At 68.7% G+C, this 26,086-nt stretch carries 25 protein-coding genes; 12 read left to right on the top strand and 13 right to left on the bottom strand.

Going from position 1 to position 26,086, the window contains the following annotated elements:
- The first annotated feature begins 1 nt into the window (after nt 1).
- From BLU81_RS16860 to BLU81_RS16850, 3 genes are read left to right on the top strand one after another with little or no spacing between them, the layout of a single operon-like run.
- Nucleotides 2-949: a VOC family protein gene (locus BLU81_RS16860; RefSeq protein WP_092545543.1), complete on the top strand. Its 948-nt coding sequence runs from the start codon at nt 2-4 to the stop codon at nt 947-949.
- Between the two features lie 9 nt (nt 950-958).
- Complete coding sequence (locus BLU81_RS16855; protein WP_092545542.1) at nt 959-2,119, top strand: alpha/beta hydrolase family protein; 1,161 nt, start codon at nt 959-961, stop codon at nt 2,117-2,119.
- A complete protein-coding gene (locus BLU81_RS16850) occupies nt 2,116-3,342 on the top strand; it encodes a glycoside hydrolase family 1 protein (protein WP_092545541.1) in 1,227 nt (408 codons plus the stop codon). Before BLU81_RS16855 ends, BLU81_RS16850 begins: the two co-directional genes overlap by 4 nt.
- Here BLU81_RS16850 and BLU81_RS16845 read toward each other — a convergent pair.
- Together BLU81_RS16845 and BLU81_RS16840 are read right to left on the bottom strand one after the other, a co-directional pair.
- Nucleotides 3,331-6,513, bottom strand: coding sequence for a DEAD/DEAH box helicase (locus BLU81_RS16845; protein WP_092545540.1), 3,183 nt, complete (start codon nt 6,511-6,513; stop codon nt 3,331-3,333). The genes BLU81_RS16850 and BLU81_RS16845 overlap by 12 nt on opposite strands.
- Nucleotides 6,514-6,692: 179 nt before the next feature.
- Nucleotides 6,693-7,652, bottom strand: a complete 960-nt coding sequence (locus BLU81_RS16840; RefSeq protein ID WP_092545539.1) for an ArsR/SmtB family transcription factor — start codon at nt 7,650-7,652, stop codon at nt 6,693-6,695.
- A gap of 67 nt (nt 7,653-7,719) precedes the next feature.
- Here BLU81_RS16840 and BLU81_RS16835 point away from each other — a divergent pair, with 67 nt between their 5' ends.
- Nucleotides 7,720-8,910 carry an MFS transporter gene (locus tag BLU81_RS16835; protein ID WP_092545538.1) on the top strand — a complete coding sequence of 397 codons (1,191 nt, stop codon included), beginning with the start codon at nt 7,720-7,722 and terminating at the stop codon, nt 8,908-8,910.
- Here the strand turns inward: BLU81_RS16835 and BLU81_RS16830 are convergent.
- Nucleotides 8,907-11,027 (bottom strand): NACHT domain-containing protein, encoded by a 2,121-nt coding sequence (locus tag BLU81_RS16830; RefSeq protein WP_092545537.1) that lies wholly within the window; start codon nt 11,025-11,027, stop codon nt 8,907-8,909. The two genes, BLU81_RS16835 and BLU81_RS16830, sit on opposite strands and share 4 nt — an antisense overlap.
- Nucleotides 11,028-11,363 (bottom strand): hypothetical protein, encoded by a 336-nt coding sequence (locus BLU81_RS16825; protein ID WP_157751639.1) that lies wholly within the window; start codon nt 11,361-11,363, stop codon nt 11,028-11,030. It lies immediately after the preceding gene.
- A 177-nt stretch (nt 11,364-11,540) separates the two neighbouring features.
- Here BLU81_RS16825 and BLU81_RS16820 point away from each other — a divergent pair, with 177 nt between their 5' ends.
- Entirely contained in the window at nt 11,541-12,428 is an 888-nt protein-coding gene (locus tag BLU81_RS16820) for an alpha/beta hydrolase family protein (RefSeq protein WP_157751638.1), read from the top strand.
- 138 nt (nt 12,429-12,566) lie between these two features.
- Here BLU81_RS16820 and BLU81_RS16815 read toward each other — a convergent pair whose 3' ends face one another.
- Complete coding sequence (locus BLU81_RS16815; RefSeq protein ID WP_092545534.1) at nt 12,567-12,809, bottom strand: hypothetical protein; 243 nt, start codon at nt 12,807-12,809, stop codon at nt 12,567-12,569.
- Between the two features lie 205 nt (nt 12,810-13,014).
- On the opposite strand from BLU81_RS16815, the gene BLU81_RS16810 reads away from it, so the two are divergent.
- Together BLU81_RS16810 and BLU81_RS16805 are read left to right on the top strand one after the other, a co-directional pair.
- Nucleotides 13,015-13,257: a GntR family transcriptional regulator gene (locus BLU81_RS16810; protein ID WP_092545533.1), complete on the top strand. Its 243-nt coding sequence runs from the start codon at nt 13,015-13,017 to the stop codon at nt 13,255-13,257.
- A 123-nt stretch (nt 13,258-13,380) separates the two neighbouring features.
- Nucleotides 13,381-14,238 (top strand): hypothetical protein, encoded by an 858-nt coding sequence (locus BLU81_RS16805; protein WP_092545532.1) that lies wholly within the window; start codon nt 13,381-13,383, stop codon nt 14,236-14,238.
- Between the two features lie 8 nt (nt 14,239-14,246).
- Here the strand turns inward: BLU81_RS16805 and BLU81_RS49870 are convergent, their stop codons facing one another.
- A complete protein-coding gene (locus BLU81_RS49870; RefSeq protein ID WP_197686251.1) occupies nt 14,247-14,756 on the bottom strand; it encodes an excalibur calcium-binding domain-containing protein in 510 nt (169 codons plus the stop codon).
- Nucleotides 14,757-15,010: 254 nt separating this feature from the next.
- Between BLU81_RS49870 and BLU81_RS16795 the strand changes: the two genes are divergently transcribed.
- From BLU81_RS16795 to BLU81_RS16775, 5 genes are all read left to right on the top strand, one after another.
- A complete protein-coding gene (locus BLU81_RS16795) occupies nt 15,011-16,279 on the top strand; it encodes a helix-turn-helix domain-containing protein (RefSeq protein ID WP_157751637.1) in 1,269 nt (422 codons plus the stop codon).
- A gap of 226 nt (nt 16,280-16,505) precedes the next feature.
- Nucleotides 16,506-16,694 carry a hypothetical protein gene (locus tag BLU81_RS16790; RefSeq protein ID WP_157751636.1) on the top strand — a complete coding sequence of 63 codons (189 nt, stop codon included), beginning with the start codon at nt 16,506-16,508 and terminating at the stop codon, nt 16,692-16,694.
- Nucleotides 16,691-17,035 carry a hypothetical protein gene (locus BLU81_RS16785; RefSeq protein ID WP_092545529.1) on the top strand — a complete coding sequence of 115 codons (345 nt, stop codon included), beginning with the start codon at nt 16,691-16,693 and terminating at the stop codon, nt 17,033-17,035. Before BLU81_RS16790 ends, BLU81_RS16785 begins: the two co-directional genes overlap by 4 nt.
- Nucleotides 17,036-17,175: 140 nt before the next feature.
- Complete coding sequence (locus BLU81_RS16780; RefSeq protein ID WP_092557210.1) at nt 17,176-18,639, top strand: AAA family ATPase; 1,464 nt, start codon at nt 17,176-17,178, stop codon at nt 18,637-18,639.
- Between the two features lie 111 nt (nt 18,640-18,750).
- A complete protein-coding gene (locus BLU81_RS16775) occupies nt 18,751-19,149 on the top strand; it encodes a PPOX class F420-dependent oxidoreductase (protein WP_092545528.1) in 399 nt (132 codons plus the stop codon).
- Here the strand turns inward: BLU81_RS16775 and BLU81_RS16770 are convergent.
- The 7 genes from BLU81_RS16770 to BLU81_RS16740 form a co-directional block, all read right to left on the bottom strand.
- Nucleotides 19,136-20,641 (bottom strand): PH domain-containing protein, encoded by a 1,506-nt coding sequence (locus BLU81_RS16770; RefSeq protein ID WP_092545527.1) that lies wholly within the window; start codon nt 20,639-20,641, stop codon nt 19,136-19,138. The genes BLU81_RS16775 and BLU81_RS16770 overlap by 14 nt on opposite strands.
- Nucleotides 20,638-21,126, bottom strand: a complete 489-nt coding sequence (locus BLU81_RS16765) for a PH domain-containing protein (protein ID WP_092545526.1) — start codon at nt 21,124-21,126, stop codon at nt 20,638-20,640. Before BLU81_RS16765 ends, BLU81_RS16770 begins: the two co-directional genes overlap by 4 nt.
- A gap of 22 nt (nt 21,127-21,148) precedes the next feature.
- Nucleotides 21,149-21,874 carry a class I SAM-dependent methyltransferase gene (locus BLU81_RS16760; protein WP_157751635.1) on the bottom strand — a complete coding sequence of 242 codons (726 nt, stop codon included), beginning with the start codon at nt 21,872-21,874 and terminating at the stop codon, nt 21,149-21,151.
- Nucleotides 21,871-22,554 carry an SGNH/GDSL hydrolase family protein gene (locus BLU81_RS16755; protein ID WP_092545525.1) on the bottom strand — a complete coding sequence of 228 codons (684 nt, stop codon included), beginning with the start codon at nt 22,552-22,554 and terminating at the stop codon, nt 21,871-21,873. Before BLU81_RS16755 ends, BLU81_RS16760 begins: the two co-directional genes overlap by 4 nt.
- 121 nt (nt 22,555-22,675) lie before the next feature.
- Entirely contained in the window at nt 22,676-23,230 is a 555-nt protein-coding gene (locus tag BLU81_RS16750; RefSeq protein ID WP_092545524.1) for a PadR family transcriptional regulator, read from the bottom strand.
- Between the two features lie 9 nt (nt 23,231-23,239).
- Nucleotides 23,240-24,040: a crotonase/enoyl-CoA hydratase family protein gene (locus BLU81_RS16745; protein ID WP_157751634.1), complete on the bottom strand. Its 801-nt coding sequence runs from the start codon at nt 24,038-24,040 to the stop codon at nt 23,240-23,242.
- Nucleotides 24,041-24,055: 15 nt separating this feature from the next.
- Nucleotides 24,056-26,062, bottom strand: a complete 2,007-nt coding sequence (locus BLU81_RS16740; RefSeq protein ID WP_092545523.1) for an NADPH-dependent 2,4-dienoyl-CoA reductase — start codon at nt 26,060-26,062, stop codon at nt 24,056-24,058.
- Nucleotides 26,063-26,086: the final 24 nt, after the last annotated feature.

Genomic DNA, 26,086 nt, shown 5'->3' with positions numbered 1-26,086 from the left:
CATGTCCCACCTCAACGTTCACGGCATCACCCACCTGCGGCACGTCGACCTCGCCGTCCCCGACTACGCCACCCAGCGCACCTTCTACCGCGACACCTGGGGTCTCACCGAGGTCGGCACCGACGGTGACCTGTCGTTCCTGGCCGCCGAGGGTTCGCCCGAGCAGTACATCGTCCGGCTGCGCAAAGCCGACGAGAAGCGTCTCGACCTGATCGCGTTCGGCGCCACCGACCCGGCCGCCGTCGACGCGCTCGCCGCGAAACTCGGCGCCGAGGGGGTGCAACTGGTCGGTCAGCCTGGCACGCTGCAGACAGCCGGGGGTGGTTACGGGTTCCGATTCTTCGACCTCGACGGCCGTACCATCGAGATCTCCTCCGGGGTGGAGACCCGCAAGCATCGCGCGGTCGAGGAAGGGGAAGCCATCCCGGTTCGCATCTCGCACGCCGTGATGAACTCCAACGACCCCACCGCGACCAAGGACTGGTACGAGAAGTACCTGGGCTTCAAACTCTCCGACACGCTGTGGAGCGCCCACATGGGCGAGATGATGCACTTCATGCGGTGCAACGACTGGCACCACAGCCTCGCCATCGCCCGCGGCCCGCACACGTCGGTGCATCACGTGTCGTTCGAGATGCGCGGCCTCGACGAATACATGCGCGGCACCGGCCGGGTCATGCGCGCCGGCATCAAGAAGATCTGGGGACCGGGCCGGCACCTGGCCGGCAACAACACCTTCACCTATTTCCTCGACCCCAGCGGCAACACCATGGAGTACACCACCGAGCTGGAACGGCTCGAGACCGACCAGTGGCATCCGACGCTCTACGACATCGCCGACCCGCAGACCCAGGACCAGTGGGGGACCGCCGACCCGATGAGCGAGATCATCGCCAAGGACAGTTTCAACACTCCGGATCGCGGCCTCTTCGTCGCTCCGCCGGTCTGAGGGGCGATCATGTTCACCTACTTCCCCGGCAACTACATCTGGAGTTTCGGCGTCACCGCCACCCTCAACTCCGGTGGCGCGATCGACGAGGTGGACCGGGCCTGCCGGCCGATCCTCGACCTCGCGCGGCAGGGTTCCGACGTGGGCACCGAGCAGTTCATGCAGTCCTGGCGCCGGGTCGCCGACCAGGTTTCGCTCCAAGCGGCAGAAGCCGAGAAATCAGGACACTCGCGTACGGCGGGGCAGAAGTATCTGCGGGCCGGGGTCTACCTGTGTCAGGCCGAGCGGATGCTGTCGAACTCGTCGCCGCTCCGGATCCCCACATACCAGCACCTGTTGTCGGTGATGGAGAAGTCGTTCGAGCTGATCGACCCATCGACCACCCGGGTAGAGGTGCCGTTCGAGGGGACGACGCTGCCCGCGTACTTCACCAACGCGTCCACCGACGGCACCCCGCGACCGGTCATGATCATGTGGAACGGGCTCGACTCCACCAAAGAGCACATGTACACCTCGGGCTGGCCCGCTGAGATGGCCGCCCGGGGCATCTCGGTGCTGCAGGTCGACTGTCCCGGGTCGGGGGAGGCGCTGCGGCTGCAGGGGCTCACCGCGCGAGTGGAGACCGAGGACTGGGCCGCAGCCTGCGTGGACTATCTCTCGGCCCGGCCCGACGTCCGCGCCGACCGGATCGGGCTGGTCGGCTGGTCGCTGGGCGGGTATTACGTACCGCGCGCCGCCGCTTTCGAGAAACGGCTCGCCTTGGCCGTGGCCTGGGGCGCCAACCACAACTGGGGTGAGGTCCAGAAGAAGCGCCTGGACCGCGAGGGGGAGAACCCGGTCCCGCACTACTGGGAGCACGTGCTCTGGGTGTGGGGTGCGCCGGACATCGCCACCTTCATCGCCGACGCCGAGCGGATCACCCTCAACGGTGTCGTCGACAAGATCACCTGTCCGTTCCTGATCACCCACGGGACCAACGACCGGCAGATCGACGTGTCGTACGCGCATCAGTCCTTCGACCAGGCGGTCAACGCGCCCAAGAAGGACCTGCGCCTGTTCACCCCGGAGGAGGGCGGCACCGAGCACATCGGTCTCGACCACCTGCCGCACGTCGGCGCCTACACCGCCGACTGGATCGAGGACACCTTGCGAGAGTTGGACGCGGCATGAGCTTCCTGTGGGGCGTGGCCGGAGCCGGTCATCAGGTCGAAGGCGGCAACGACAACAGCGACACCTGGTTCCTGGAGAACGTCACACCGACCGTCTTCCGCGAACCGTCCGGCCCGGCCTGCGACGGTTACACACGCTGGCGCGAGGACATCGGACTGGCCGCCGGGCTCGGCCTGAACGCCTACCGTTTCTCGGTGGAATGGGCCAGGATCGAACCCCTTGCCGGTACGTACGACGAAACGGCCCTCGACCACTACGAGCGGATCGTCGACGAGTGCCTGGCGAACGGCCTGGCCCCGGTGGTGACGTTCAACCACTTCACGTCACCGCACTGGTTCGCGGCGCGCGGCGGCTGGCTCGACCTGTCGGCTCCCACGGTGTTCGCCGCGTTCTGCGACAAGGTGATGTCCCGTTTCGGTGACCGGATCGCGGTGGCCGTCACCATGAACGAACCCAACCTGGCCCGGCTGCTGAGCTGGATGAAGCTGCCGCCGATCGTACGAGAAATGGAACGCAAGACCCTGGAAGCCGCGAGCGCCGCCGCCGGTGTGCCCCGCTACCGCGTCGCGAACGTGATGGTTCCCGAGGAGATGGATGCCCTCGCCGATGGGATGGAAGCCGGCCACCGCGCCGCCCGGACCGCGATCAAGACCCGCCGCCCCGACCTGCCGGTAGGCCTGTCACTGGCGGTGGCCGACGATGTGGTGACCGGAAACGATCCGTCGGTGCGGGACCGCAAACGCGCCGAGGTGTACGAGCGCTGGCTCACCCTGGCCATGGACGACGACTTCGTCGGTGTGCAGAACTACGAGCGCCTGCACTACGACGGTGACGGCCAGGTCCCGCCGGCACCGGGCGTCGCGTGCAACCAGATGGGCAGCGCGGTCGAGCCGGAGTCCCTGGCCGGAGCGGTCCGCTGGGTGCACGAGGTCACCGGCCGCCCGATCCTGATCACCGAACACGGCATGTCCACCGACGACGACCGGGTGCGCGCCGGATTCCTGGAACCGTCGCTGACCGCCCTGCACGAGGCGATCGACGACGGCGTCCCGGTACTCGGCTACCTGCACTGGACCCTGATGGACAACTTCGAGTGGATCTTCGGGTACGGCCACCAGCTCGGCCTGTTCACGGTGGACCGCAGCACCTTCGAACGAACCCCGAAACCCAGCGCCGGCGTGTACGCGGATCTGGTCGCCGGCTACCGCAAGTCACTCCAGTAGCGCCTTGATGTCCGCCGCGGTCAGCTCCGCCGACGAGAACTCCCCACCGTCGAGCACACTGCCGAACAGTTCCGCCTTGCGCGCCTGCAACGCCATCACCTTCTCCTCGATGGTGTCCTTGGCGACCAGCCGGTAGACCATCACCTTGCGGGTCTGCCCGATCCGGTGGACCCGGTCGACGGCCTGCGCCTCGGTCGCCGGGTTCCACCACGGGTCGAGCATGATGCAGTAGTCGGCCTCGGTCAGGTTCAGCCCGAACCCGCCCGACTTCAAACTGATCAGGAAGACCGGCGCCGTCCCGTTCTTGAACCCGTCGATCACCTCGGCCCGCCGGGTGGTCTTCCCGTCCAGGTAGGCGCACTCCACCCCGATGTCCTCCAGCCGCTGCCGGGCCGCCCCCAGGAACCGGGTGAACTGGCTGAACACCAGGATCCGGTGGCCCTCGGCGACGATGTCACCGACCCGCTCGGCCAGGGCGTCCAGCTTCGTCGACGCCACCTCGTCGTGCTCCGGGTCGACCAGGCCCACGTCCAGGGCGGCCTGCCGCAGCAGCGTCAGCGACCGGAAGATCTCGAACCGGTTCTTACTCAGGTCACCGAGCAGCCCGAGGACCTTCTGCCGTTCCCGCTGCAGATACGTCTGGTAGATCCGCCGCTGCTTCGGGTTGAGTTCCAGCTCCAGGATCTGCTCCTGCTTCGCCGGAAGCTCCTCGACCACCTCGGTCTTGCGCCGCCGCAGCATCAACGGCCGGAGCCGCCGCCGCAACAGGGCCAGCCGCTCCTGATCCTGGTCCCGTTCGATCGGCCGGCGGTAGAAGTCGGTGAACCGGTCCAGCCGGTTCAGCAGCCCCGGCGACGTGATGGCCAGCAGCGCCCACAACTCGGCCAGGTTGTTCTCCATCGGCGTGCCGGTGATCGCCAGCTTGAAGGTGACCGGCAACTGGCGCGCGCACCGGTGCGCCTGCGAGGCGGCGTTCTTGACGAACTGCGCCTCGTCCAGGATCAGGCCCGCCCACGGCAGTGCGGCGTACTCGTCGTACTCCAGCCGGAACAGTGTGTACGACGTGACCACCACGTTCGCGCCCGCCACCGCCGTGGCCAGTGAACCGGTCCGGCCGACCGTGCTCACCACCAGGCCCGGTGCGAACCGCGCACTCTCCGCCGCCCAGTTGCCGACCACACTGGCCGGGGCCACCACCAGGAATGGGGTGTCCGCCTTCGCGTGCACGATCAACGCCAGGGTCTGCAGTGTCTTGCCCAGGCCCATGTCGTCGGCGAGTACCCCGCCGATGCCGTGCCGGTAGAGCGTGGCGAGCCACCCGAACCCGTCCTGCTGATAACCGCGCAACGTGGCATTCAGGCTGGCCGGCACCGGCGGGGTGCTCCCGGGACCGACCTCGCACAACTCCCGCACCGAGTCCTGCCAGACGGCGGCCTGACCGCTGACCTCACCCAGCTCGGCCAACTCCTGCCAGACCCCCGGCTGCAGACGGCCCACCCGCAGCACCCCGGCCGGCGAGTCGTGCAGGGCCCGCGACTCGGCGATCAGCTCCCGCAACTGCCGGAACTCCGGCCGGTCCAGCGTCAGGTAGTGGCCGTCCGGCAGGATCAGGAACTCCTGCTCGGCGGCCAGCGCCACGAACAGGCTCTGGAACTCGACGTCCGTGCCGTCCACCGACACCCGGACCATCAGGTCGAACCAGTCGCGCTCGCCGGATTCCAGGTCGGCGAACGTGACGATCGGCGCCTCGGTCGTCTCGACGTAGCCGACCTCGTCGGTGTCCAGCTCCACGGCCACTCCGGCGGTCTCCGCCAGCCGGGGGAGCACGTCACGGAGCACCCGGAGCATGACGTCACCGGCGACCACGGTGCCCGGCAGCAACCGGGGACCGTCCGGCCCGGCCTCGGTCAACCCGTACCCATCGCCCTTGATCAGGTCGGTCACCAGCCGCAACGTCCGCGCTCGCGTCTCGCTCACCGGGCCGCCGACCGGCTCCCGATGCCCGAACGCCGACACCCACTCCCACGCCAGCTCCAGCCGGTGACCCGCGAGCCGCCGCCCGGTCAGAGTCAGCGTCGCCTGATCGAGATCGGGCAGAGCCACCGAATCGTCGACCGCGACGACGGCCGACTGCCGGGCCAGGCCCGGGTAGTACTGCCGCAGGAACTTCGGCTCCTCGTCCACCGGCACCACGATCGGCGGTGCGGCCAGCGCCAGCGCCGCCTCCGTGCCGACCGGCCGGGCCAGGGGCGCGAGCCGCAGCGCCCGCGGTTTGTCCTTGGCCAGATCCCACCAGGCGACGCCGTGCGCGGGCTCGCCGATCAGCGACAGCCGCTCCGGGTCGAGCGCGGTGTCACCGTCGCTGAGAACCGGCCGCAACCGCAGGGCGCCACCCTCCCGGTCGGCCCGCACCGAGAAACCCACCGGCTCGGTCCGCACCGTCACCGGATCCGCGGCCTTACCCGCCGCCACCAGCGGCAGACCGTCCTGCTGGGCCTCCAGCAGCACGTCCCACACCCGCCGGTTCGGGAACTGATCCAGGTACAGCACCCGGTCGTCGAAGTAGTAGCGGTAATGGTCGCCGGCACTCTGGATCTGGGTGCGCAACTCCAGCAGCAGCGCCAGATGCCGCCGCGTCACCACCGACCGGGAGTAGGTGTTGCCCAGCGAACGCCAGGAGACCCCGGTCCGGATCCAGCCGCTGCGGCCCGGCACCACCGGCCGCAACCCGATCCGCCACTCGGCGGGGTCCACCTCGAACTGCAGGCCCAGCTCCGGGTCCTTCTTCTTCGCGGCGACCGCGACGCCGCCGTCCAACAGCGACGCCAGAGCCGCCTCCCACGGCATCGCCGGCGGTGGTGGCGTGTCGGTGCCCGCGGCCAGCACCGCCGCGACGACATGACCGCAATCCGGCGCCCACTCGCAGTCACAACTGCCCGCGACACTCTTCACGGTGCCGTCCGGCCCGAGAGTCACGGTGGCCCGGACCTGCCCCGACCCGTCGCCGGACCGCGAGTCGCCGAACCGCGCCGAGACCCGTCCGGTGGCCCAGTCCCAGGAAGCGTCGGACATCTCGTGGTTCTCCACCAGGTTCCGAGCCCGGAGGAACACCCGGGTCCCCACCGCGTGGCAGATCGCCGCCTCATGCTCCGTCAGTTCCAACCGCGCCACGACACTCGCCTTCCCGCCTGTTCGCGGCGAAGGCTACCGGGTCGCGGCCTCCGCCCCATCGCACCCTCACCCGTTCGAGCCCCGCCTCGCGTTCAACCTTGTGTGGTGACTTGGGGTGCGATTCGCACCCCAAGTCACCACACTGGAAAGCGCCCTGGTACCTCGACCGATTCCGCGCTTCAGTTCGGCCTGGTCAAGGCCTCTCCCAGGGCGGTTCGCCGGTACAGCACCGAACGGCCGGACCGGGCCCGCTCCACCGCGCCCGCCCGCAACAACACGCCCAGGTGGTCGCCGACCGCACCGACCGCCAGTCCCAGCGCCCGGGCCAGCTGACTGGTGCTCGCCGGGTCGGCCAGCATCACCAGGATCAGCGCCCGCGACCGGCCGATCAGCGCCGCCAGATGCTCCGGCGTCTCCGGCGGTCCCTGCTCCAGCAAGGTCGCCACCCCGCGAGCGGGATAGATGATCGCTTTCCGCCACGGCTCGTCGGCGAAGACCGCGATCTCCGGCCAGATGAACACCGACGGCACCAGCAGCAGCCCGGCACCACCCAGATCGGTCGTCCCGCCGGACCGGCCCAGCAGGTCGATACCGCCGTCCCGCCAGCGGACCTTCGGGTGCAGGCCGTCCAGCGCCGCCTGCCAGCCAGCCCGCCCCAGTTCCGCCGAACGGTGCACGACGTCGCGTTCGCAGAGCAGCCGCAGCCGGGGCCAGTCCGCGGCGACCAGTTCCGCCCAGGCCACCGCCAGGAAGCCGGCCAGCCGGTCCAGCACATCCGGCTCGGTGAGGAAGGCGTTGTCGCGCCGGGACACGTAGAACGCGATCTCCGCCCGCACCGACTCCGGCGGCGCCCGCCGGATCGCGACCAAGTCGTCCTCGATCGTCTGGCCGAGCCGCCGCGGTGGCGGGCAGATGAAGTTCGCCCCGGAGGTCTCGTCGTGCAGAACCAGGATCGCGTCCATGGCCGGGTCGGCACGCAACCGGTCGAAAGCGGGCCGCAGCCGGTCGAGCCACTCCGCGGGGACACCACGGCGATGCGGGCCGGTCAGCGCCCGCAGCAGGTTCAGCAGCTCGAAGACGGGCGAGAGCGCGAACCGGGTCCGAACCAGATCCTCGGCACCCACCACGAACCGCAACACCCTGAAGACCTTACGCCTGACGGCGAAACATTGGCCCGGTCGTACGATCGAAAAGCAGTCTCGTGCCATGCCCGTCACCGACCGCCCCGCCACCTACCGCGAAGTCTTCGCCGAACCGGTGTTCCGAACCCTGTTCGTCGCCCGCGGCGTCTCCATCAGCGCCACCTCGCTGCAGATCTTCGCGCTGTCGGTGCTCGTCTACAGCACCACCGGCTCCCCGTTGCTCAGCGCGCTCGCGTTCGGCGCCGGCTTCCTGCCCCAGTTCGTCGGCGGCCTGCTGCTCGGCTCCCTCACCGACCGCCTGCCGGCTCGCCCGCTGATCGCCGGCGGCTACCTTCTGGAAGCCGCCCTGGCCGCCACCCTGGGCCTGGCCGACCTGCCGGTCCTGGTGAACCTGCTGTTCGTGGGCGCGGTCGCCTGCTTCACCCCGGTCTTCTCCGGAGCGGCGTCCCGGGCGATCGCCGACCGGCTGACCGGCGACGCGTACGTGCTGGGCCGCGCCCTGACCGGCATGTCCTCCTCCGCGGCCCAGCTAATCGGCCTGGCCGTCGGCGGCGTAGCGGTAGCCGCCGTCGGCGCGAAACACGCCCTACTCTTCGCGGCGGCCGCCCACCTGCTGACCGTGGTGATGGTCCGTTTCGGACTGCCCGCCACCCCACCACCCACGACCAGAACCGGCGGAGCCGTCCGCGACAGCTGGACCGGCGCCGTCACGCTGCTGACCGACCGCAGACTGCGTCGTCTGCTGCTGGCCCAATGGTTGCCGTCCGCGTTCGCGGTAGGTGCCGAAGCCCTGCTCGTCTCGTACGGCGCCCACCGAGGTTTCCCCACCGGCACCGGCGCGATCCTGATGGCAGCGGCCCCGGTCGGCATGTTGGTCGGCGAGTTCGTGGTGGGCCGTTTCCTCCGTCCCAGCCTCCGCGAACGCCTGGCCGCCCCACTGGTGGTGGTCCTGGGCGCCCCGCTGCTTCTGCTGTTGTTGTCGCCACCGTTACCGCTGGTGGTGGCCCTGCTGGTGTTCGCCGGAACCGGCTTCGCCTACAGCCTGGGCCTGCAGCGGGAGTTCCTGGAGGCGGCCCCCGAAACCCGCCGCGGCCAGGTCTTCGCCTTGTTGTCCACCGGCATGATGGCCTTGCAGGGCGTTGGCCCGCTGCTCTTCGGAGCCCTGGCCGAACTGACCACCCCCGCCACCGCGATAGCCACCGCCGGAGCCGCCACCACCCTGGTAGCCGTCACCATCCAGCGAGCCCGCCGCTAATGCTCCGGATGGTGGGCGGCCAGGTTGTCGCGCAACAGAGCGTGCCGGAACTCGTAGACGGCGCCGGACTGGCGGAGGACCTCACGGCCGTGGGCGTCGCCGAGGAACGACCACAGCCGCCACGGCATCCGGCCGGTCAGCGGCAGCCAGCAACGGGTCAGGATGATCCAGCGGCCCCAGGCATGGGCGGCCACCCCGAACGCCATACCGATCACCGGGCCGAGGATCAGTCCGAAGGCGGGCTCGGTAAGTGTTCCGATGATGTAGCCGTACGCGCCGGTGACCGTGAGGGTTTGAAAGATCGTGTAGTTGCGGTTGGATCGAAGCAGCTTCTCCGGCGTGACGACGGTGTCCTCGCCGGGTGGGGTGATGACCGCCGTGCCGAGGCCGAAGGCGATCCCGATGGCGACGCCCAATTGGAGCCAGGTGCCGAAGCCGCCCATCGGCACGTGCGTCAGATGGCAGAGGATGCCGACGACGAACCCTCCGGCGGATCCGCCTTTCAGCCCGTTCCACGTCCCGCGCCCCACCTCCGCCAAACCGGGTAACGCGTCGGCGTCCGGGTCGCTGTGCCGTCCCCAGCCGGAGAGCCCTCCGCCGATGGCGTTGCCGACGCCACCCGCGACGGTCAGGGCGGGCCAGCCGAACCAGCCCACCAGGTACCAGCCGATGATCACCACGATGAGGCCGCCCAGGATCGCGGACCCCAGTTGTGCCAGGACGTGCCGCATCCGGCCACTGAAGTGCACCTCCATGCGTACGGGCTGGGAGGCTCTGGTCCATCCGACCACCCCGCCGAGCAGGCCGAGAACGGAAGCGCCGGCCACCAGGCCGAGCAGCCCCAGGATCAGCCATCCGGCGGTGGCGCCCACGGCCGCGCCCGCCACGAGGAGTACGGGGACGCGCTGGCCACGGGGAACCGAGTCCGCGACCGTCCACCAAGCGATGTCCGGATCGGCTGGCCGCCGGGCGAGGTAGCCGAGCCAGCGCCGGGCGTTCTTCTCCGCGCACCGGTACCTGCTCTTCCTCTCCCCGGCGCGGACGAGTGCCGGGCCGTCGTAGGCGACCGTCACGAACCGGGACAGCAGATGAGCCTTCACCGCCTCGGCGTCCGGGAAGCGGCCGGTGGTGAGAACGACTGGATCGTCCGGCCCGTCGCTGTAGATTCTACGAGCGAGACCGACCATCAGCGGGCTGGACAGCGCGGCACCCGCCGGTGTCCCCGCGAGGCCACCGAGCACCGGCTCCCATTTCGTGACCGGGTCGGCCGGTGTCGTACGGGGAAGGAAGTCGGTCAGGTCTTCCGCTCCGAGGTCTTCCAGGACGATGACGGCCGCCCGGCTCAGCGTGCGGGCCCGCCGGACCGCTGTTGCGTAGGTGTCCGTGACGCTGGTCAGCACCAGCGGTATCGACGTCTTGTCCAAGATGCGCAGCGCCTCGTCACGCAGCCCGTCGGCGATCTCGTCGAAGCCGTCCAGGATCGGCAGGATCTGCCCGGTACCGACGATTTCGGCCGCCAGATCCGGCCTCGGTATGCCGACTTGTGCCAGGTTGTAGTCGCGGAGCAAGCAGTCCGCCATCCACTCGGGGAGAGTCTTCTTGTTCGGATCCCACGAGTGGATACCGAAGATCACCGGTACTGGATCGTCGTCGTTCCGGGGACGCACGAGTTCGAGGGCCAGCTTCAGTGCCAGCACCGATTTGCCGGAGCCGCGTTCGCCGAGGATGACCAGACGCTGCGAGGGGCAACTGTGGTACACGCCCGCGATCTCGCTGAACCGGCCGGACAGCTTCAACGGTTCCGGCACCGCACCGTGCGGGGTACCGCGGATGTTCGCCAACCGGGCGATCAGGTCAGCTGGTGCGGGGCCGAAGCGGATCTCGATCGGTTCCGTGTCCGTCAGCTGCCGCTGCTCCAGCTGCTCTCTTCCGCGGGTGCCGACGTCGCGCGCGAGTGCCCTGGCCGCAGCCGCAAGCTTCTGCTCCCAGGTCTCCGGCAGCACGTGTTTGTGGATGGCGAGGTTGCCGGTGTTGGCGATCGAGTGATCTCCGACCGCGACGGCGTCGCCCGTGTGTGCCGCGTGTGTGTGCCGGGTCGTCCTCCATTCGCCCGCCATTCAAAAATCATCAGCGACGCCGGTGTTGGACCTGCCGCCCCGGCTCGTGGCGTCACCGGTCTTCTCGGCGACGCCCGGTTCACGCGAGGCGATACCGGTGTTCGCCCGGCCTTCGGCCCCGGTGTCGCTTCGGCCCGTCTCGGTCGCCCGCCGTTCCGGTTTCGGGGCCGGACCGGCGATGATCGTGGAGACCAGCACGACCACACCGGCGGCGCCCGCGATCACGCTGGCCACCTGGGCGGCGGTGTTGAGGTCGGCCAGCAGCCAGACGGCGATCATCGCCACGATCAGGCCGGCCGAACCGATGATCACAGCGCGTTTCGTCCATCCATCCATGGGCGTCATCATCCGGCGGCCCCGGGTCAGTGTCCACAGGCGAGGGTGTGGTCGTCGTGGGCCGACCGGTTCGCCGGAGCGCCCGAACGGCGGTACGGTTTTCTCCTCGCCGAGGATGCGGAGCAAGCTGTGGCAGCGAACGGCGGAATCGAGCCTCGGCCGGTTCGTCGAGCATCGATGCGAGCGTTGCGCCTGTCCGGCCTCGCGTTCTCCTTGGTCGTCACCCTGCTGGGAGCCGACGCCCTGGCGAGTGCCTTCTACCTGACCGGCGACACTGCCGGCCTGGTCACCGTCGGCGCTCGGTCGGCCACCACACGTGAAGCGCTCGTCGTGTTCCCCGGGTACGGAATGCCCGGCGACCTGCTCAGCGAGGCGTTCGCGCCGTACCTTCCGGAGGACGAGGCGCTGATCGTCGTTCGGTACGCCGAGCGCGGCATCGACATGGACGACATCTACCAGCGGATCATGGCGGAGCTCCGGCGACTCGGCCCGGGCGAGGTCAAGTTGTACGGGGCGTCGATGGGCGGTATGTGCGCCCGGAACTTCCTGGAGCGGTACCGGTGGGACGGGGCGCCCTTCGGTGCGGTGAGCCTGGTCCTCGACAGCGCGCCGAGCGCGGCCTCCCGGATCAGGCGGCCCGGCTGGGCGTTCGGTGTCGCCTCCTGGTACGGCGGCGGCCCGCTCAGCACAGCGACATGGGCCGCCGTCAGCGCCGTCAGCCCGAAGCCGCCCCCGGAAACGGACGCTGACCCCGCTCTGGTGGCCGAGGCGCGGCACGCGGGAGCCTGGATCGGCACGCCCGCACTCGCCAGCCAGGCCCATTTCATCGCCAGGTTCCCGCCACTGCGGGGCAACGAACTCGTCGGCGTGGTGACCCGGGCCACCTACCTACGAGGAACCGGCCCCGGCATGGATCCCCTGGTCATGATCGATGCCTCGCTCGCCGATTGGCGGCGGGCCTTCCCCGATCTCACCGTCCGGACCGTCACGGCTCGCGACCCCCGCTGGCACCTTCCGATCATCGAACGCCCCCACGAGACGATGAACGTCATCCTCGCCGCCTGAGACGTTGCCGGACGGCCGTGCAGTTCTGGTAGTACGCGGCGGGTTCGGGTTCCTCGGTGGTCGCCTTCGGCATTTCGGATGCCGGGACCACCGCATGGCGGATCCCGGCATCCGATCATGGGTAGTCGCGATCTGGGGTCAGGGCACTCCCGCGACGCAGATCTCTGACCGCGGGTTTGGTTCGGGAAGGATGCCGAGCGCGGTGGATTCTTCGGTGCCGCCTGTGTTGACGGGGATTCCGGCCACGTTCAGGTACGTCTCCAGCGTGGCGGCGAGTCCGTCGATCTTGTCTTCCTCCACGAAGGCGTAACCGGACTCGGCGAGGCAGTTGGCGACCTGCTCGGCTGTCCGGCGGAGCATGTCGCTGTTCTTGAGTGTCATTGCGCTCTCCTGCGGGATGGGTGGAATACGACCGATCGGGAGCATCGTGGAGCCCTTTGTCCCGGCTGCCTGTGCTGTCAGGCCTATGGCACGCGATGCGGTGATGGGGGCTTCGATCGTATGGCCTTCCGCCTCTGCTTGTACATGGTTCACCATGGTTCCCCTTTGGGAGTCAGGAGGTACCACGAAGTGAGATCGTGATGATGTGATCGACCATGAGGGTCCGACCCCGTTGTACGTGCAGGTAGCCGACGCTATCCAGGCGCGAATCGAAGCTGGGGAACTCCTGCCGGACCGGCCGATCCCTTCCGAGAATCAACTCGTTCAGGAGTACGGCATCGCGCGGGGCACCGCCCGTAAGGCGATCCAGTTGCTGCGAGAGCGCGGACTGGTCGTAACCGTTGTGGGTAGGGGTACGTTCGTGGTTGCTGAGCCCCGCCAGGGGTAGCGTCAGCCTTTCGGTTGTACACAGTGGTCGGAGCGGAAGCCGCCCCGGACAATTCATCGGCATGAGTCGTCCCCGAGTGCTTCGGTCCCGCACCGGCCTGCTGTTCTTCTCGTTCGCCGCATCGTGCGGGTCTGGGCCGACGGCGTCCCGCGCTGGGCCTGGGGCGTGTCGATCTTCGGACAGTTCGGTCTATCGGTGGCGACCGTGTACGACGACCGGGCCAAGGACACGCCACGTTTCGTTTATGACGGCTACCGCGAGATCCGTGCCGCCTGGAAGCGGGAAAGAGGTCGTCTCCCCGAGCGTGCCCTGATCAGCTTGGCCGTCGCCGTGTATTTCGGCCATCTCGCCGCGATCGGGGACGCGCATTTCTGGCGGCCATGCAGAGCCCGGCGGCCATCCTCGGTCGTCGTCGAGAACGATGGCTTGACCTTCCGCTTCTCGATCTGGACCTATGCCCTGGCCTCGACCAACCTTCTGTTGACCGCGGTTCTGCTGATCCTGTTCGGTGTGGGCATCATCGGCGGTGGAGACCGGGTCAGCGTGGTCGCCGCCATCGTGGCCTTCACCGCCGCAGCCTGGCTCCTCCTGACGAATTTTCGCCTGTGGCTCGGAGGTCGTGGCAGATTGCGCGTCACCCCGGACGGTCTGGAGCATCGCGGTTTCGGCCTCGTGCACCGTCTGCCTTGGCACGCGGTTGTGGACGTCTTTCCCGCGATCATCGGCAACGCCCCGGCCGTCGTCGTCCTGCCGGCCGCGACTGCCCCGGTCGATGTCAGTTTCGCCTGGTTCACCCGCGTCGGCGGGCACCGCGGCTTGCGTCTTCCGTCGATGATCCTGCGAGGGATGTGGCTGGCCGTCGAAACCGAGACCGTCCATCACACGGTGTGGCACTACCAGGCCAACCCGGCCCACCGCACCGAGCTGGCCACCGAGGCTGCCCGCCAGCGAATCGACCAGCAGCGACTCTCCAAGCGCTGACGATCGGGCTACTCGCAGCCGACTCCGTCGCCGTCTCGGTCCAGGTGACGGCCGTAGCCGGGGTCGCCGCTGCGGATGGGATCGGCACCGGCGGCGCGGACAGCCGTGCAGTTCTTGTAGTACGCCTCGGGCTCGGGTTCGGGTTCCTCGGTGGTCGGCTTCGGCCGGGGCTTCTTCGTGGTCGGCTTCGGTGTCGGCTTGCGGGTGGCCGGGCGTACCGACGGATTTGTCGTTCGAGCCGTCGCTGTCGCCGAGGGGGCCGCTTCCGCTGTGACTGCGGCGGGGCTGGTGGTGGCCGCCGTAGCGGGGGCCTTCCGGCGGCTGGCGGCGGTCGGCGTGGCGGGGGCCTCCTGGCGGCTGGCGTACTCGGCCGCCTGGTTCGGGGTCGTATCTTCGGCGAAGGTGCTGACGATGCCTCCGCCGCAGCAGAAGAGCACCAGGACGCCGAAGAGGACGAGCGCCAGGTTCGGCAGGGTGATTCCGGGCGCGGGCTTCTTGCCGGCTGGGCTGGGCTGCATCGATCCACTGTGGCGGGTGTTGCAGCCGGAATCGATTGCCCAACCGGCCGTCGGTGTCCGACGGCCGGTGCCGCTGGGCGGCTTGAGGGTCCGGCCAGGTCCAGCACGTACGGGTGATCTGCGACTGGTTCAGGCCTAACGGTGGACCGTGCCCACGAGCACGTCAACGTTGTGGGCGTTGACGTACCGTCGAGATGGCGGCCGGTTGTAGCGGCCGGCCGCCGCACCCTGACCGCTACCAGGGAGCCGACAAGATGACCCAGAACCAGGAGCTCAGCACCCTCGGAGATCGCATCGGCCGTCTTCGGCGACCTCGCGGCCTGACACAGGAACAGCTTGCCGAGGTGGCCGGAGTCAGTGTCGAGACGATCCGCAAACTGGAACGTAACGACCGCACCACCGCCCGGGTGGAGACCATGAACAAGCTGGCCCGGGCTCTGGGCGTACCGACCAGCGCGCTGCACGGCGACAGCGCCGAGGCAACCGTACGCCGCGAGGCTGGCGACGATGACGAACTCGGCCTGATCGAACTCCGTCGAGTCCTCACACCCGCTCGCGGCATCGGCGGCCTGGTGATCGCCGAGGACTTCGCTGGCCCGATCACCGTGGACACCGTCACTCGGGCGGTCCGGTACGCCGACGCGCTGTACCACCATGACGAGTACGCCGCCGTCCTCCGAGCGTTGCCGCAGCTGCTGACCGACGCTCGGCATCTCATCCGGGACGTTGCCGGTGACGACCAGGCTGTGGCGTACGGGCTGTTGTCCGGGGCGTACCGAATGGCGGGTAAGACTCTGCTGCAACTGCGCCGCCTCGACCTGGCACACATCGCTCTGTCGGCGAGTCTGGACGCTGCCGAGCGTTCGTCCGACCCGAGTCGTGTGGGTGCGATGGCGGTCCGCAGCATGCTCTGGCTGCTCACCAGGCAGGCCCGGTTCGGCGATGCCAGCCAGCTGGCGATCGCCACGGCCGACGCGATCGAGCCGCGGTTCAGCCGGGCCACACCGGTCGCCTTGGCGAACTGGGGGTGGCTGCTCCTGTACGGTTCGGCTGCAGCGGCTCGGGATGCCCGGCCGGATGACGCTCGCGAGCAGCTGGATGCGGCCGAGGCCGGCGCGGTGCGCCTGGGGCAGCTATCGATGCCCGAGTGGGACGACGTCGAGATGGGCGGTTTCAGCCTGGCGAAGGTGGGTTACATGCGCACTGAAGCCGCCGTCGTGGCTGGCGAGCCCGGAAAAGCCCTGGAGATCGCGGCGCGGATCGAGCCGAGCACGGTGCCGACTCCGTCATGTCGGCATCGTCATCAGCTGGATGTCGCGTCAGCCCACCTACAGAAGGGCACAGCTGCCGACAACTCGGCGGCCGGTGAGGTGTTGCTCGGGCTGGGCCGGACCGCGCCGACGTGGCTGCGGAACCAGCGGCTTGCCGGGGATTTGGTGGGCCAACTCGCGGCGACCAGGCGGCGGGCAATGGGTGAAGACCTCGCCCAGTTGACGGCGCTGGTGGGCGCTGATCATCTGTAACTGGTACATGCCGGGTCAGTTACGGACGATCACCAGCTCAACTAGCCCAGGACGTACCTTCACCTCTCGTGATCGCTCGGCCACGATCAGGTCTGCGACAGCGGCCCCTGCGTGACCGGAGAGCCCGCCGTTGCTTGAGCGGCGGGTCCCTTCAGCGAATGCCTTTCGGCCCTTGGTGGGCTGGATCCGACGTTCGTCCCCTTGGAGGCGAGACACAGGAGGCGTGATGGTCGCCGAGATCATTCGATATCCGCTCTGGCGGCGCCGTGTGCGGGCTGTTCATGCCTGGCGCGGCGTTGAGCGCGCCGTCCACCAGACAGAGCATGGTGCGTACGTGGCCGCGATCCAGCGCATCGTCGACCAGGGGGCGACCGTGCCTGACCCGGCTGGTCGGCGGCCGGAGTGCGCGGAATGAGCGATCTTCGTGACTATCCGCCGCAGCCCTGGATCCATCAGGCCGACTGCACCGACGCGCCACCGGGACCGCTTGCCCTCCGAGCTACCGCCATCAGGGAGCTTTATCCGTACGGGCGCCCACACCACTGCTTCGACCGGCCCACCGTCACTTACAACCGCGAGTGTGTCGCCGAACCGTGGTCCGAGTCCGACCCTGAACCCCATCGTTACAGCGAGTCCACCATCCAACCGCCGGACGCCGTCCGGCCGCTGTGCGAGGTGTGCCGCGGTACCCACGGCGAACTCGCCCCGTCCGTGGCCTGGCCGGTCCGGATTCCCGGCGCCGCGTGGCCACGATGACCACGCACCGGACTCGTCCAGCCTGCAGAGCCAGCAGGACCAGGGCTGATCGCTGTCCGGCGGTTTTCTGATGATGTTGCTGCACGGCCCATCTTGATGTAATCGTAGTTATAGTAAGTACGATTACCTCGGAGATGACGATGGACAAGCCTGCGGACGTGTTCGACCGTGACGAGGAATGGGAAGAGCTCGTCCGCTACGTGGCCGCCCCCACCAAAGCGGCGACCCTCGGTGTCGTCTCCGGTCGGCGACGTCAAGGAAAGACTTATCTGCTGGACGCCCTGACTCGGGCTGCCGGCGGGTTCATGTTCACCGCCACCGAGTCATCGGAGAGCGACGCACTACGCCAGTACAGCGATGCCATCGGCCGCCACCAGAACCTTCCGACCTCGCCACGGTTCGATAACTGGGACGAGGCGATCACCTGGACGATGTCGCTGGCTGCGACTGGTCCGGTGCCGGTGGTCATCGATGAGTTCCCGTTTCTTGCCCGGTCAAGTCCACAGTTGCCCTCGATAATCCAGCGAGCCCTGGATCCTGCCGCCCAGCGGCAGAACACCCCGGTGCGACTGCTGTTGTGCGGATCGGCGCTGTCGTTCATGGGCGGCCTGCTGTCCGGTACCGCTCCGTTGCGAGGGCGGGCCGGTCTCGAACTGGTGGTGCCCACGCTCGACTACCGGCAGGCGGCCCGGTTCTGGCAGATCGATGATCCGCAGACGGCTCTGCGGGTCAACGCGATCGTCGGTGGGACTCCCGCGTACCGACACGAATTCGTTCAGGAGGACACGCCGGGGAGCCCGGACGACTTCGACTCCTGGGTGATCCGTGCCGTCCTCAACCCGGCCCGGCCCCTGTTCCGTGAGGCCCGGTACATCCTGGCGGAGGAACCCGATCTGCGGGACCCGGCGCTCTATCATTCCGTGCTCGCCGCGATCGCCGAAGGGCACACCCAGCGCGGGGCGATCGCCGGATACCTGGGCAGGCAGGCCTCCGATCTCGGGCACGCTCTGCGGGTTCTCGAAGACGTCGGCATGGTTGCTCGGGAAGAGGACGCCTTCCGGTCCAATCGCAGCGCCTACCGGGTGGCCGAACCGCTGGTGACCTTCTACCACGCGGTCATGCGGCCGGTCTGGGGAGATCTCGAACGTCCCGGCCGGGCCCGGCGGGTCTGGCCGCGTATCCAGCAGAGCTTCACCAGCAAGGTGATGGGCCCGCATTTCGAATCGGTCTGCAGGTCCTGGACACGCTGGGAGGCGTCTCCGGACGTGCTGGGCGGGGTGCCGAACCGTGTCGCTGCCGGGACGGTGGCCGACCCGGCCCGGCGAAGCAGCAGAGAGGTCGACGTCGCCGCGTTCGGCCGCGACGGTGACGGGCGTGAGGTGCTGCTGGCCATCGGCGAGGCGAAATGGGGAGACATCGTTGGACTCGGGCATCTCCAGCGCCTGTCGGAGACCCGTGACCTGATCCGGGCCCGCGGGGCGATCCAGGCCGACCAGTGCCGGCTGATCCTGTTCAGCGGCAGCGGATTCACCGACGACCTACGACGCCAGGCACAGTCAGACCCGCAGATCTACTTGGTCGATGCCGCCGACCTGTACCGGTGAGCGGCGAGCTCGCGCATGGAATGACACCGAGGCGGTGCGTCCTGAGGTGGCTCGCCCGGTTCTCCGTAGGCTGAGGGAAGTAGAACCTCTACGCATCGAGTAGGAGAGCGCATGACCGGCGTGGCTATTCCTGAGGACTTTCGTGATCTGCTGGAGCGGCCGCTCTTCGCTGACCTCGCCACGGTTCGGGAGGATGGGTCGCCTCAGGTGAATCCGATGTGGTACGCCTGGGACGGGGAGTTCATCAAGTTCACGCACACCAACTTCCGGCGCAAGTTCAAGAACATCACGGCCAACCCGAACGTCGCGATCTCGATCATCGATCCGGAGAACCCGTACCGGTATCTGGAGGTTCGGGGCGTGGTCGAGCGGATCGACTCGGACCCGACCGGGGCGTTCTACGTCGAGCTGGCCAAACGGTACAACGCCCCGTTCGGCACCGATGCGCCGCCGGACTCCCCGGACCGGGTGGTGCTGCTGGTGCGGCCGACCGCGGTCAGCAAGCACTGATCGCCGGGCCGGGAGGACTCTCCGGGCCGCGAGGCTGAACGACACGAGCCGGGTCGCCGCTGTCGTCGCGGATGGCGGCGGCCAGGGCCGGAGTGGCCTCCGTGATCAGTGTCAGGGCTTGGTCGACGCTCACGTCGTGGGCCTGATAGTGGCGGGAACCGGCGGCGGTGGCGATGCCGACGGTCATCCGGCCGGCCCAGCGCTGGAAGATCGACTGTTCGAGGCTCCAGCCGAGCACGGCGCGGTTCTGCAGGGCTACCGTGTCCCGGGTCAGAGCGCCCTCCCGTACGACCAGGTAGTCGTCCTGAACGGTGTGACCCAGCGACCGGTAGGCGACCACGGCGAGGGGCACGGTGACCGGGATGAGCAGCAGCGGCAGCGGCCACACCCAGCCGGGCAACGGGAACAGCAGCAGCGCCCCGGCGAGCAGGGCCGGAGTGTGGATCGCCCAGCCGACCCGGCGTACCAGCGCTCCCCGGGGGTGTGTTCGCAGTGGCGCCTCCAACGGCCGGGCACCGTCGGGGAGGATCTGCGCGGCCAGGTCGCGGGCCTCGCCGAGGCGGATGCCGGGCAGGATGTCACCGCCGCCACCCTCGCCGGCCGCTGCGCCGGTGAGCAGCAGTTTCGTGCGGGTCAACCGCAGCCAGCGGGTCATCAGCGGTTCGGCGAAGGCGATGCCGCGGGTGCGGTCGTCGGAACGCTGCACCGTCGTGGTGGTGAACAGGCCGCGGCGGGTGATCAGAGCGCCGCGGGTGCGGACCAGTTCGAATCTCCAGTTCTCCACCACGAACGCGGCACCCTTGGCGAGGAAGCCCAGCGGGTAGGCGACGAGCAGGACCAGCAGAATGTTGACGGGGAGGCTGTGGGAGTTCCAGCCGAACAGTTCCCGGCCGAAGCCGAGCAGGTCAACATCGATCGATCGCAGCATCCAGTTCAGTCCGAACAGTGGCGCGGCGACGGCGAAGACGGCTCCGACGCTGAACACGTTCAGCGGAATCCAGGCGCGTCGCAGCCGGGTGATGACCATCTCGTCCACGGGCGACATCTCGGAAGTCTCCGGAAGGGGACCGCCAGGCCTCAACTCCTGCTGCACCCGTTCAGCGTTGAAACGGTCCAGCGCGTCCAACTCGAAAGACGACTCAGCCTCACCGGAACCGATCCGCACGGTCCGCAACCCCAGCAGCCGCGGAATGAACTTCGCCGAACTGTCCACTGACCGAATCCGGTCCCGCGCGACAGTCCGATGCTTGCGCGAGATCCACCCGGTCCGCATCTCCACCCGTTCCGGCGTGATCCGGAACCGGGTCGTCTGCCACCGTTTCAGATCAACGATCGCCCCGAGCAGCCCACCGGCCGCCCCGAGCAGCAGCGGCCACACCGGATCGTCTCGCCACGCGATCCCGAAATAGCCGGTGACCAGCGAGATCGCCAGCCGGATCAGCCCGAGATAGACGACCCGGACACTGAGCCGCCGCCAGGATTCCTCGGTCACGTGGCGTCACCAACGGTCGCGGCGGTGACCTCGCGTAGCCGGTCGACGGTCTCCTCGGCGTCGGCCACGGCGACCCCTTCGATCGCGATGTTCCCCTCCGACGACGCCGTGGTGACGGTGATCGTGGCCAGCCCCAGGGCCCGCTGCAACGGCCCGATCTCGGTGTCGATGCTCTGGATCCGGGAGATCGGCACGATCTGCCATTTGTGGGTCAGCCAACCGGTCAGCGCGTACACCGCGTCGTCGGTCGTCTCCCAGCGGTGCACCCGGTAGCGCCAGCTCGGCATGATCGCGATGTTCACCAGGTAGATCACCCCGAGGACCACCAGCACCGGCCCCACCCACGGCCGGGTCACCTCGGCGAAGAACCAGACCGCGCCCAGCACCCCCAGCACCCCGGCACTCCAGAACACGGTCTGCAACGTCCGCCACAGTACGAACCGTCGATCGAGCCGTCGCCGGGGAGGCCGGGGGAAGTCGGTCATGCGTCCATGGTGACCGGCGGTTTCAACGTGAGCCCAGAACCAGCGTCGTCCGCAGGTCCAGCACCACGTTTCCGCCGAAGTCGTCGACCAGCCGGCCGAGCGCTTCCTGGACCTGCCGCTGCCTCTCCGGCGACTGTTTCAGGCCGGGGCCGAACGTCGCCATCAGGTTCAGGTAGCCGGTCCGGTCCAGGGGGAGCGGTGTCCGACGGACCTCTTTGCGTACGCCGGTGAAGCACCCGTGATCGAGCACGTCCTGGTGGAACCAGTCGAGCGGGCGATCGGATCCGGTCCGGTTCAGGCGTGACAGGGTGGCCCGCACCGCCTCGCCCTGATCCGGGTCGGCGTACCCGTACCGATGCCCGAAGATCGCCAGAGTCCCGCCCGGCGCCAGCGCGTCGAACGCCAGCCGGTTGCGGGTCGCCGGGTCGAGCCAGTGCCAGGCCATCGCGCACGCGAGCACGTCGGCACCACCGTCCGGCGGTGTCCAGTCCTCGAACGTCGTGGCGTGAACGACCGCCGCCGGGAACCGTCCGGCGAGCACCGCCGCCATCCGCGGATCCGGTTCGATGCAGGTCAGCGGCGCCCCGAGCCCGGCCAGCACCGCCGTCCCCTTTCCGGTTCCGGCCCCGATCTCCACCACCGACGACGGCGCACGACCGTGAAAGCTCACGATCGACTCGCCGATCCACGCCGGATATCCGGGCCGGGCCGAGTCGTACAGGCCGGCGACCGTACCGAAAAGCCTCACTGTGCGACCCTCTCCGCGACCATGGCCGCCCACTGGCGATATCCGGCCGCCGACGGGTGGAACCGGTCGGCGGCGAAGAACCCGGGCGGCACCGTATCGAAATCCGACCGCACGAAGACGGCGTCCCGCCCGCAGACCTGTTCGGAAACCTGATCCAGAACGGACGCCCGCTCGGCCAGATAGCGGGCGAGAACCGCCGGCAACGCCGGGAACAGCGTGAACGGCGGCACCCCGGTGACGACGATCTTCCGGGTCCGCCCGGCGAGATCCCCGATGATGCCGGTCAGATCGGCGCGCCACTGCCGAGCACTACGCCCGGTGAGCACGTCGTTGACCCCGGCCAGCACCACGACCAGGTTGAGATCGTCACCGATCGACGGCAGCAGCCGCTCCCGGATCAGCCGTGCGGTGGCCCCATAACGCCCGGTCGCCGCCCACTCCACCGTCTGCCCGGTGCGTGCGGCGACCTCACCGGCGAAAGCGCCCGCGAACCCGTCCTCGTGCCGCGCCACCCCGCACCCGGCGGCCGTCGACTCCCCGACGACGGCGAGCCGTAGTCTCGCGACGTCACTCCCGGTGACCGTCCCGCCCGAGACCCCACCCGGCGCCGGCAAGGGCTTGATCGTCGACTTCAGCCACAGCCCCTGAGCTGCGACAACCGGCAGAAGAAGAGGATTCACCGCAGAACACCCCCGATTTTGTACGCCCGGTACCCACCGTCACAGTCGTCATCTCCCGCCTCGCCACGCGACGTAGGCGGAACACCGGGCCGACCCGCGTCCGCCGGGCCGAATGCGGTGGTCAAGGGAACCGGCGTCCGAGAACGTCCAGCGCCAGTTCAGCCCAGGTGATGTTCTCGCGTTCGAAACTGATACCCCGGTGCAGTGTCAGGTACGGGCCGATCCGGGTGCCGGTGGCCAGGAACTCGCTGTCCGAACGGGTGCCGAGGATGTCGGACAGCCGCTGCTCGTAACCGTCCAGACGGGACCGGCTGGCCGCCAGATGCGTGCGGATCGACTCCCGGATGCTCGGCACGTCACCGTGCGACAGCGACTCGACCTGGATCAACAGTTCGTCCCGGACCGTGGTGGGCTTGGGGGAGCGCAGCGAGAACGCGTGCAGAGCGTCGCGGCCCGCCTCGGTCACCGAGAAGATCCGCTTGTCGGGGCGTTTGTCCTGTTTGACGAGCCGGGCCGAGAGCAGGCCCTCGGTTTCCATCTTCTCCAGTTCGCGGTACAGCTGCTGCGGCGTGCAGGTCCAGAAGTTGGCCACCGAGCTACGGAACTGTTTGGCCAGGTCGTAACCGGACGACTCCCGATCGACCAGAGCCGCCAGCAACGCGTTCCTCAGTGCCACGATCTGATCCTACGGACGCGCACGCGGCCGGAATTCCGGTGTGTCGCGTTTCATGACCGCTTTGCGGAGGATCGCGGTGTTCGGCAGGGCCAGCAGCCGGAGCTGGGCGCGGCGTTCCCGGGCGAACGTCCGCCGGGCACTGCCGGTGACCGCACCGTTGATCAGGCGTTTCGCGGCGGCCAGCGCGTCGGGGGACTTCTCGGCGAGCGTGAGCGCGAACTCGGTCGCCGCTTTCAGCGGTTCGTCGTGCAGCTCGGTGACCAGGCCCAGACGCTGCGCCTCGGTGCCGTCGAACTGCTCAGCCGTCATGGTCAGCTTCTTGGCCACGTCAGCGCCGAGCAGTTCGGTCAGTGTCCGCATGCCGGTCATGTCGGGGATGATGCCCCACTTGCCTTCCAGCACCGACCAGCGCGAGTCCGGTGTGGCGAACCGGAAGTCAGCGGCCAGCGCGATCTGCAGGCCGCCGCCGAAACAGTGGCCGTGCACCGCGGCGATCACCGGAACCGGCAGCCGGCGCCAGGCCCAGCACGCCTCCTGGAACAGGTTGGTGCCACGCCACGGCAGCGGCACGAACGCTTTCGCGATCCGGGCGGGCGTGCGCATCGCGGCGGCGATGTCGAGGCCGGAGCAGAACGAGTCACCCGTACCGGAAATGATCACGCCCCGGAGGTTGCGGTCCTTCTTCAGGGTGCGAGCGGTGCGGACGAGTTCGTCGAGGGTGTCGAGCGCGAGGGCGTTCAGCTTGTCCGGCCGGTTCAGCTGAACATGCGCGACGCCGGCGTCCGTCACCGACATTGTCAAGAACTTCATGGTTCATCCGCTTCTTCAGAGGCTCGCGGCCAGCTCGGTCGCCTGTTTGATGGCCCGCTTCGCATCCAGCTCGGCAGCAACGTCGGCACCCCCGATGACGTGCACCGTCACACCTCGCGCGGTCAACGGCTCGACCAGGTCCCGCACCGACGTCTGTCCCGCACACAGCACCACCGTGTCCACGGCCAGAGTCCGCGGCGTCCCGGCGACCGTGATGTGCAGCCCGTCATCGTCGATGCGCACGTACTCGACACCCCGCAGCATCGTCACCCCGGAGTCCTGCAGCGCCGCCCGGTGCACCCAGCCCGTCGTCTTGCCCAGCCCCTTGCCGAGCGCCGTCTCCTTGCGCTGCAGCAGATGCACCTCGCGCCGGGCCGGAGCCTTGACCTTGGTGCCCAGTCCGCCGCGCTGTTCGGCCGGATCGGCGACACCCCATCGCCGCATCCAGTCGTCGAGCGGCTCGTCCGGCGAGAACAGCAGGAACTCCCCGGCGTCGAACCCGATCCCGCCGGCCCCGATGATCGCCACCCGCTGCCCGGCTTCCCCTTCCCCGCTGATCAGCTGCTGATAGGTGAGCACACTCGGATGCTCCACTCCGGGAATCGCCGGGATCCGCGGCTCTACCCCGGTCGCGATCACCACATGGTCGAAACCGGTCAGCTCGTCCACCCCGGCCTGGGTCTTCAGGTGCAGCGCCACACCGCGGATCTCGATCATGTGCCGGTAGTAGTCGAGTGTTCGCGCGAACTCCTCCTTGCCCGGAACCCGCGCGGCCAGCCGGAACTGCCCGCCGATCTCCTCGGCCCCTTCGAACAGGTCGACCTGATGCCCGCGCCCGGCGAGTTCGACAGCCGCGGCCAGTCCCGCCGGTCCGGCCCCGACAACCGCGATCCTTTTTCTGGTACGGGTCGGCAGCAGCACCAGTTCGGTCTCGAACCCGGCCCGGGGGTTCAGCATGCACGTGGCCCGCTGGTTCTTGAACGTGTGATCCAGGCAGGCTTGGTTGCAGGCGATACAGGTGATGATCTCCCGCTCGCGCCCCTCGACGGCCTTCGTCACCCAGTCCGCGTCGGCGAGCAGCGGCCGGGCCATCGACACCAGATCGGCCTCACCGGCGGCGAGGATCTGCTCGGCGGCTTCCGGCCGGTTGATCCGGTTCGACGCGACGACCGGCACGGTCACCTCACGCCGGAGCTTGCCGGTGACCCAGGCGAACGCGCCCGGCGGCACCGACGTGACGATCGTCGGCACTCGTGCCTCGTGCCAGCCGATCCCGGTGTTGAAGATCGAGACGCCCGCCTCGGCGAGTTGTTTCGCCAGGTCGACGGTCTCCTCCCAGGACTGACCGTCGTCGACGAGGTCGAGCAGGCTGATCCGGTACTGCACGATGAAGTCGTCCCCGCACAACTCCCGCACCCGCCGCACGATCTCCAGCGGAAACCGCATCCGCTTCGTGGCAGAGCCACCCCACACATCAGACCGATCGTTGGTACGGGCGGCGAGGAACTGATTGATCAGATACCCCTCCGACCCCATGATCTCCACCCCGTCATATCCGGCCCGCCGAGCCAGCAACGATGCCCGCGCGAACGCGGAAGCAGTCCGATCCACCTGCCTGGTGCTCATGGCCCGCGGCGCGAACGGCGTGATCGGCGACTTCTTGGCTGAGGCCCCGAGACTGAACGGGTGGTACGAGTACCGCCCCGCATGCAGCACCTGCATCAGAATCTTGCCGTCATGCTCATGCACCGCGTCCGTGACGATCCGGTGCTGCAGAGCGTGCCCTTCCCGGGTCATCTGACTACCGAACGGCGCCAGCCACCCCCGCCACGTCGGCGCATAACCCCCGGTGACCATAAGCCCCACGCCGCCACGGGCCCGCTCGGCGAAGAACGCGGCAAGTTTCGGCAGGTCACTGAGCCGATCCTCAAGCTTGGTATGCATCGACCCCATGACAACCCGATTACGCAGCGTCGTATGCCCCAGTGCAAGCGGGCTCAGCAGGTGCGGATAAGAAGTCACGCCCGGAGCATATGAGCAAACAAG

This window comes from Actinoplanes derwentensis (assembly GCF_900104725.1).
GTDB lineage: Bacteria > Actinomycetota > Actinomycetes > Mycobacteriales > Micromonosporaceae > Actinoplanes > Actinoplanes derwentensis.
This window is presented reverse-complemented; position numbering and strand designations above follow the sequence as displayed.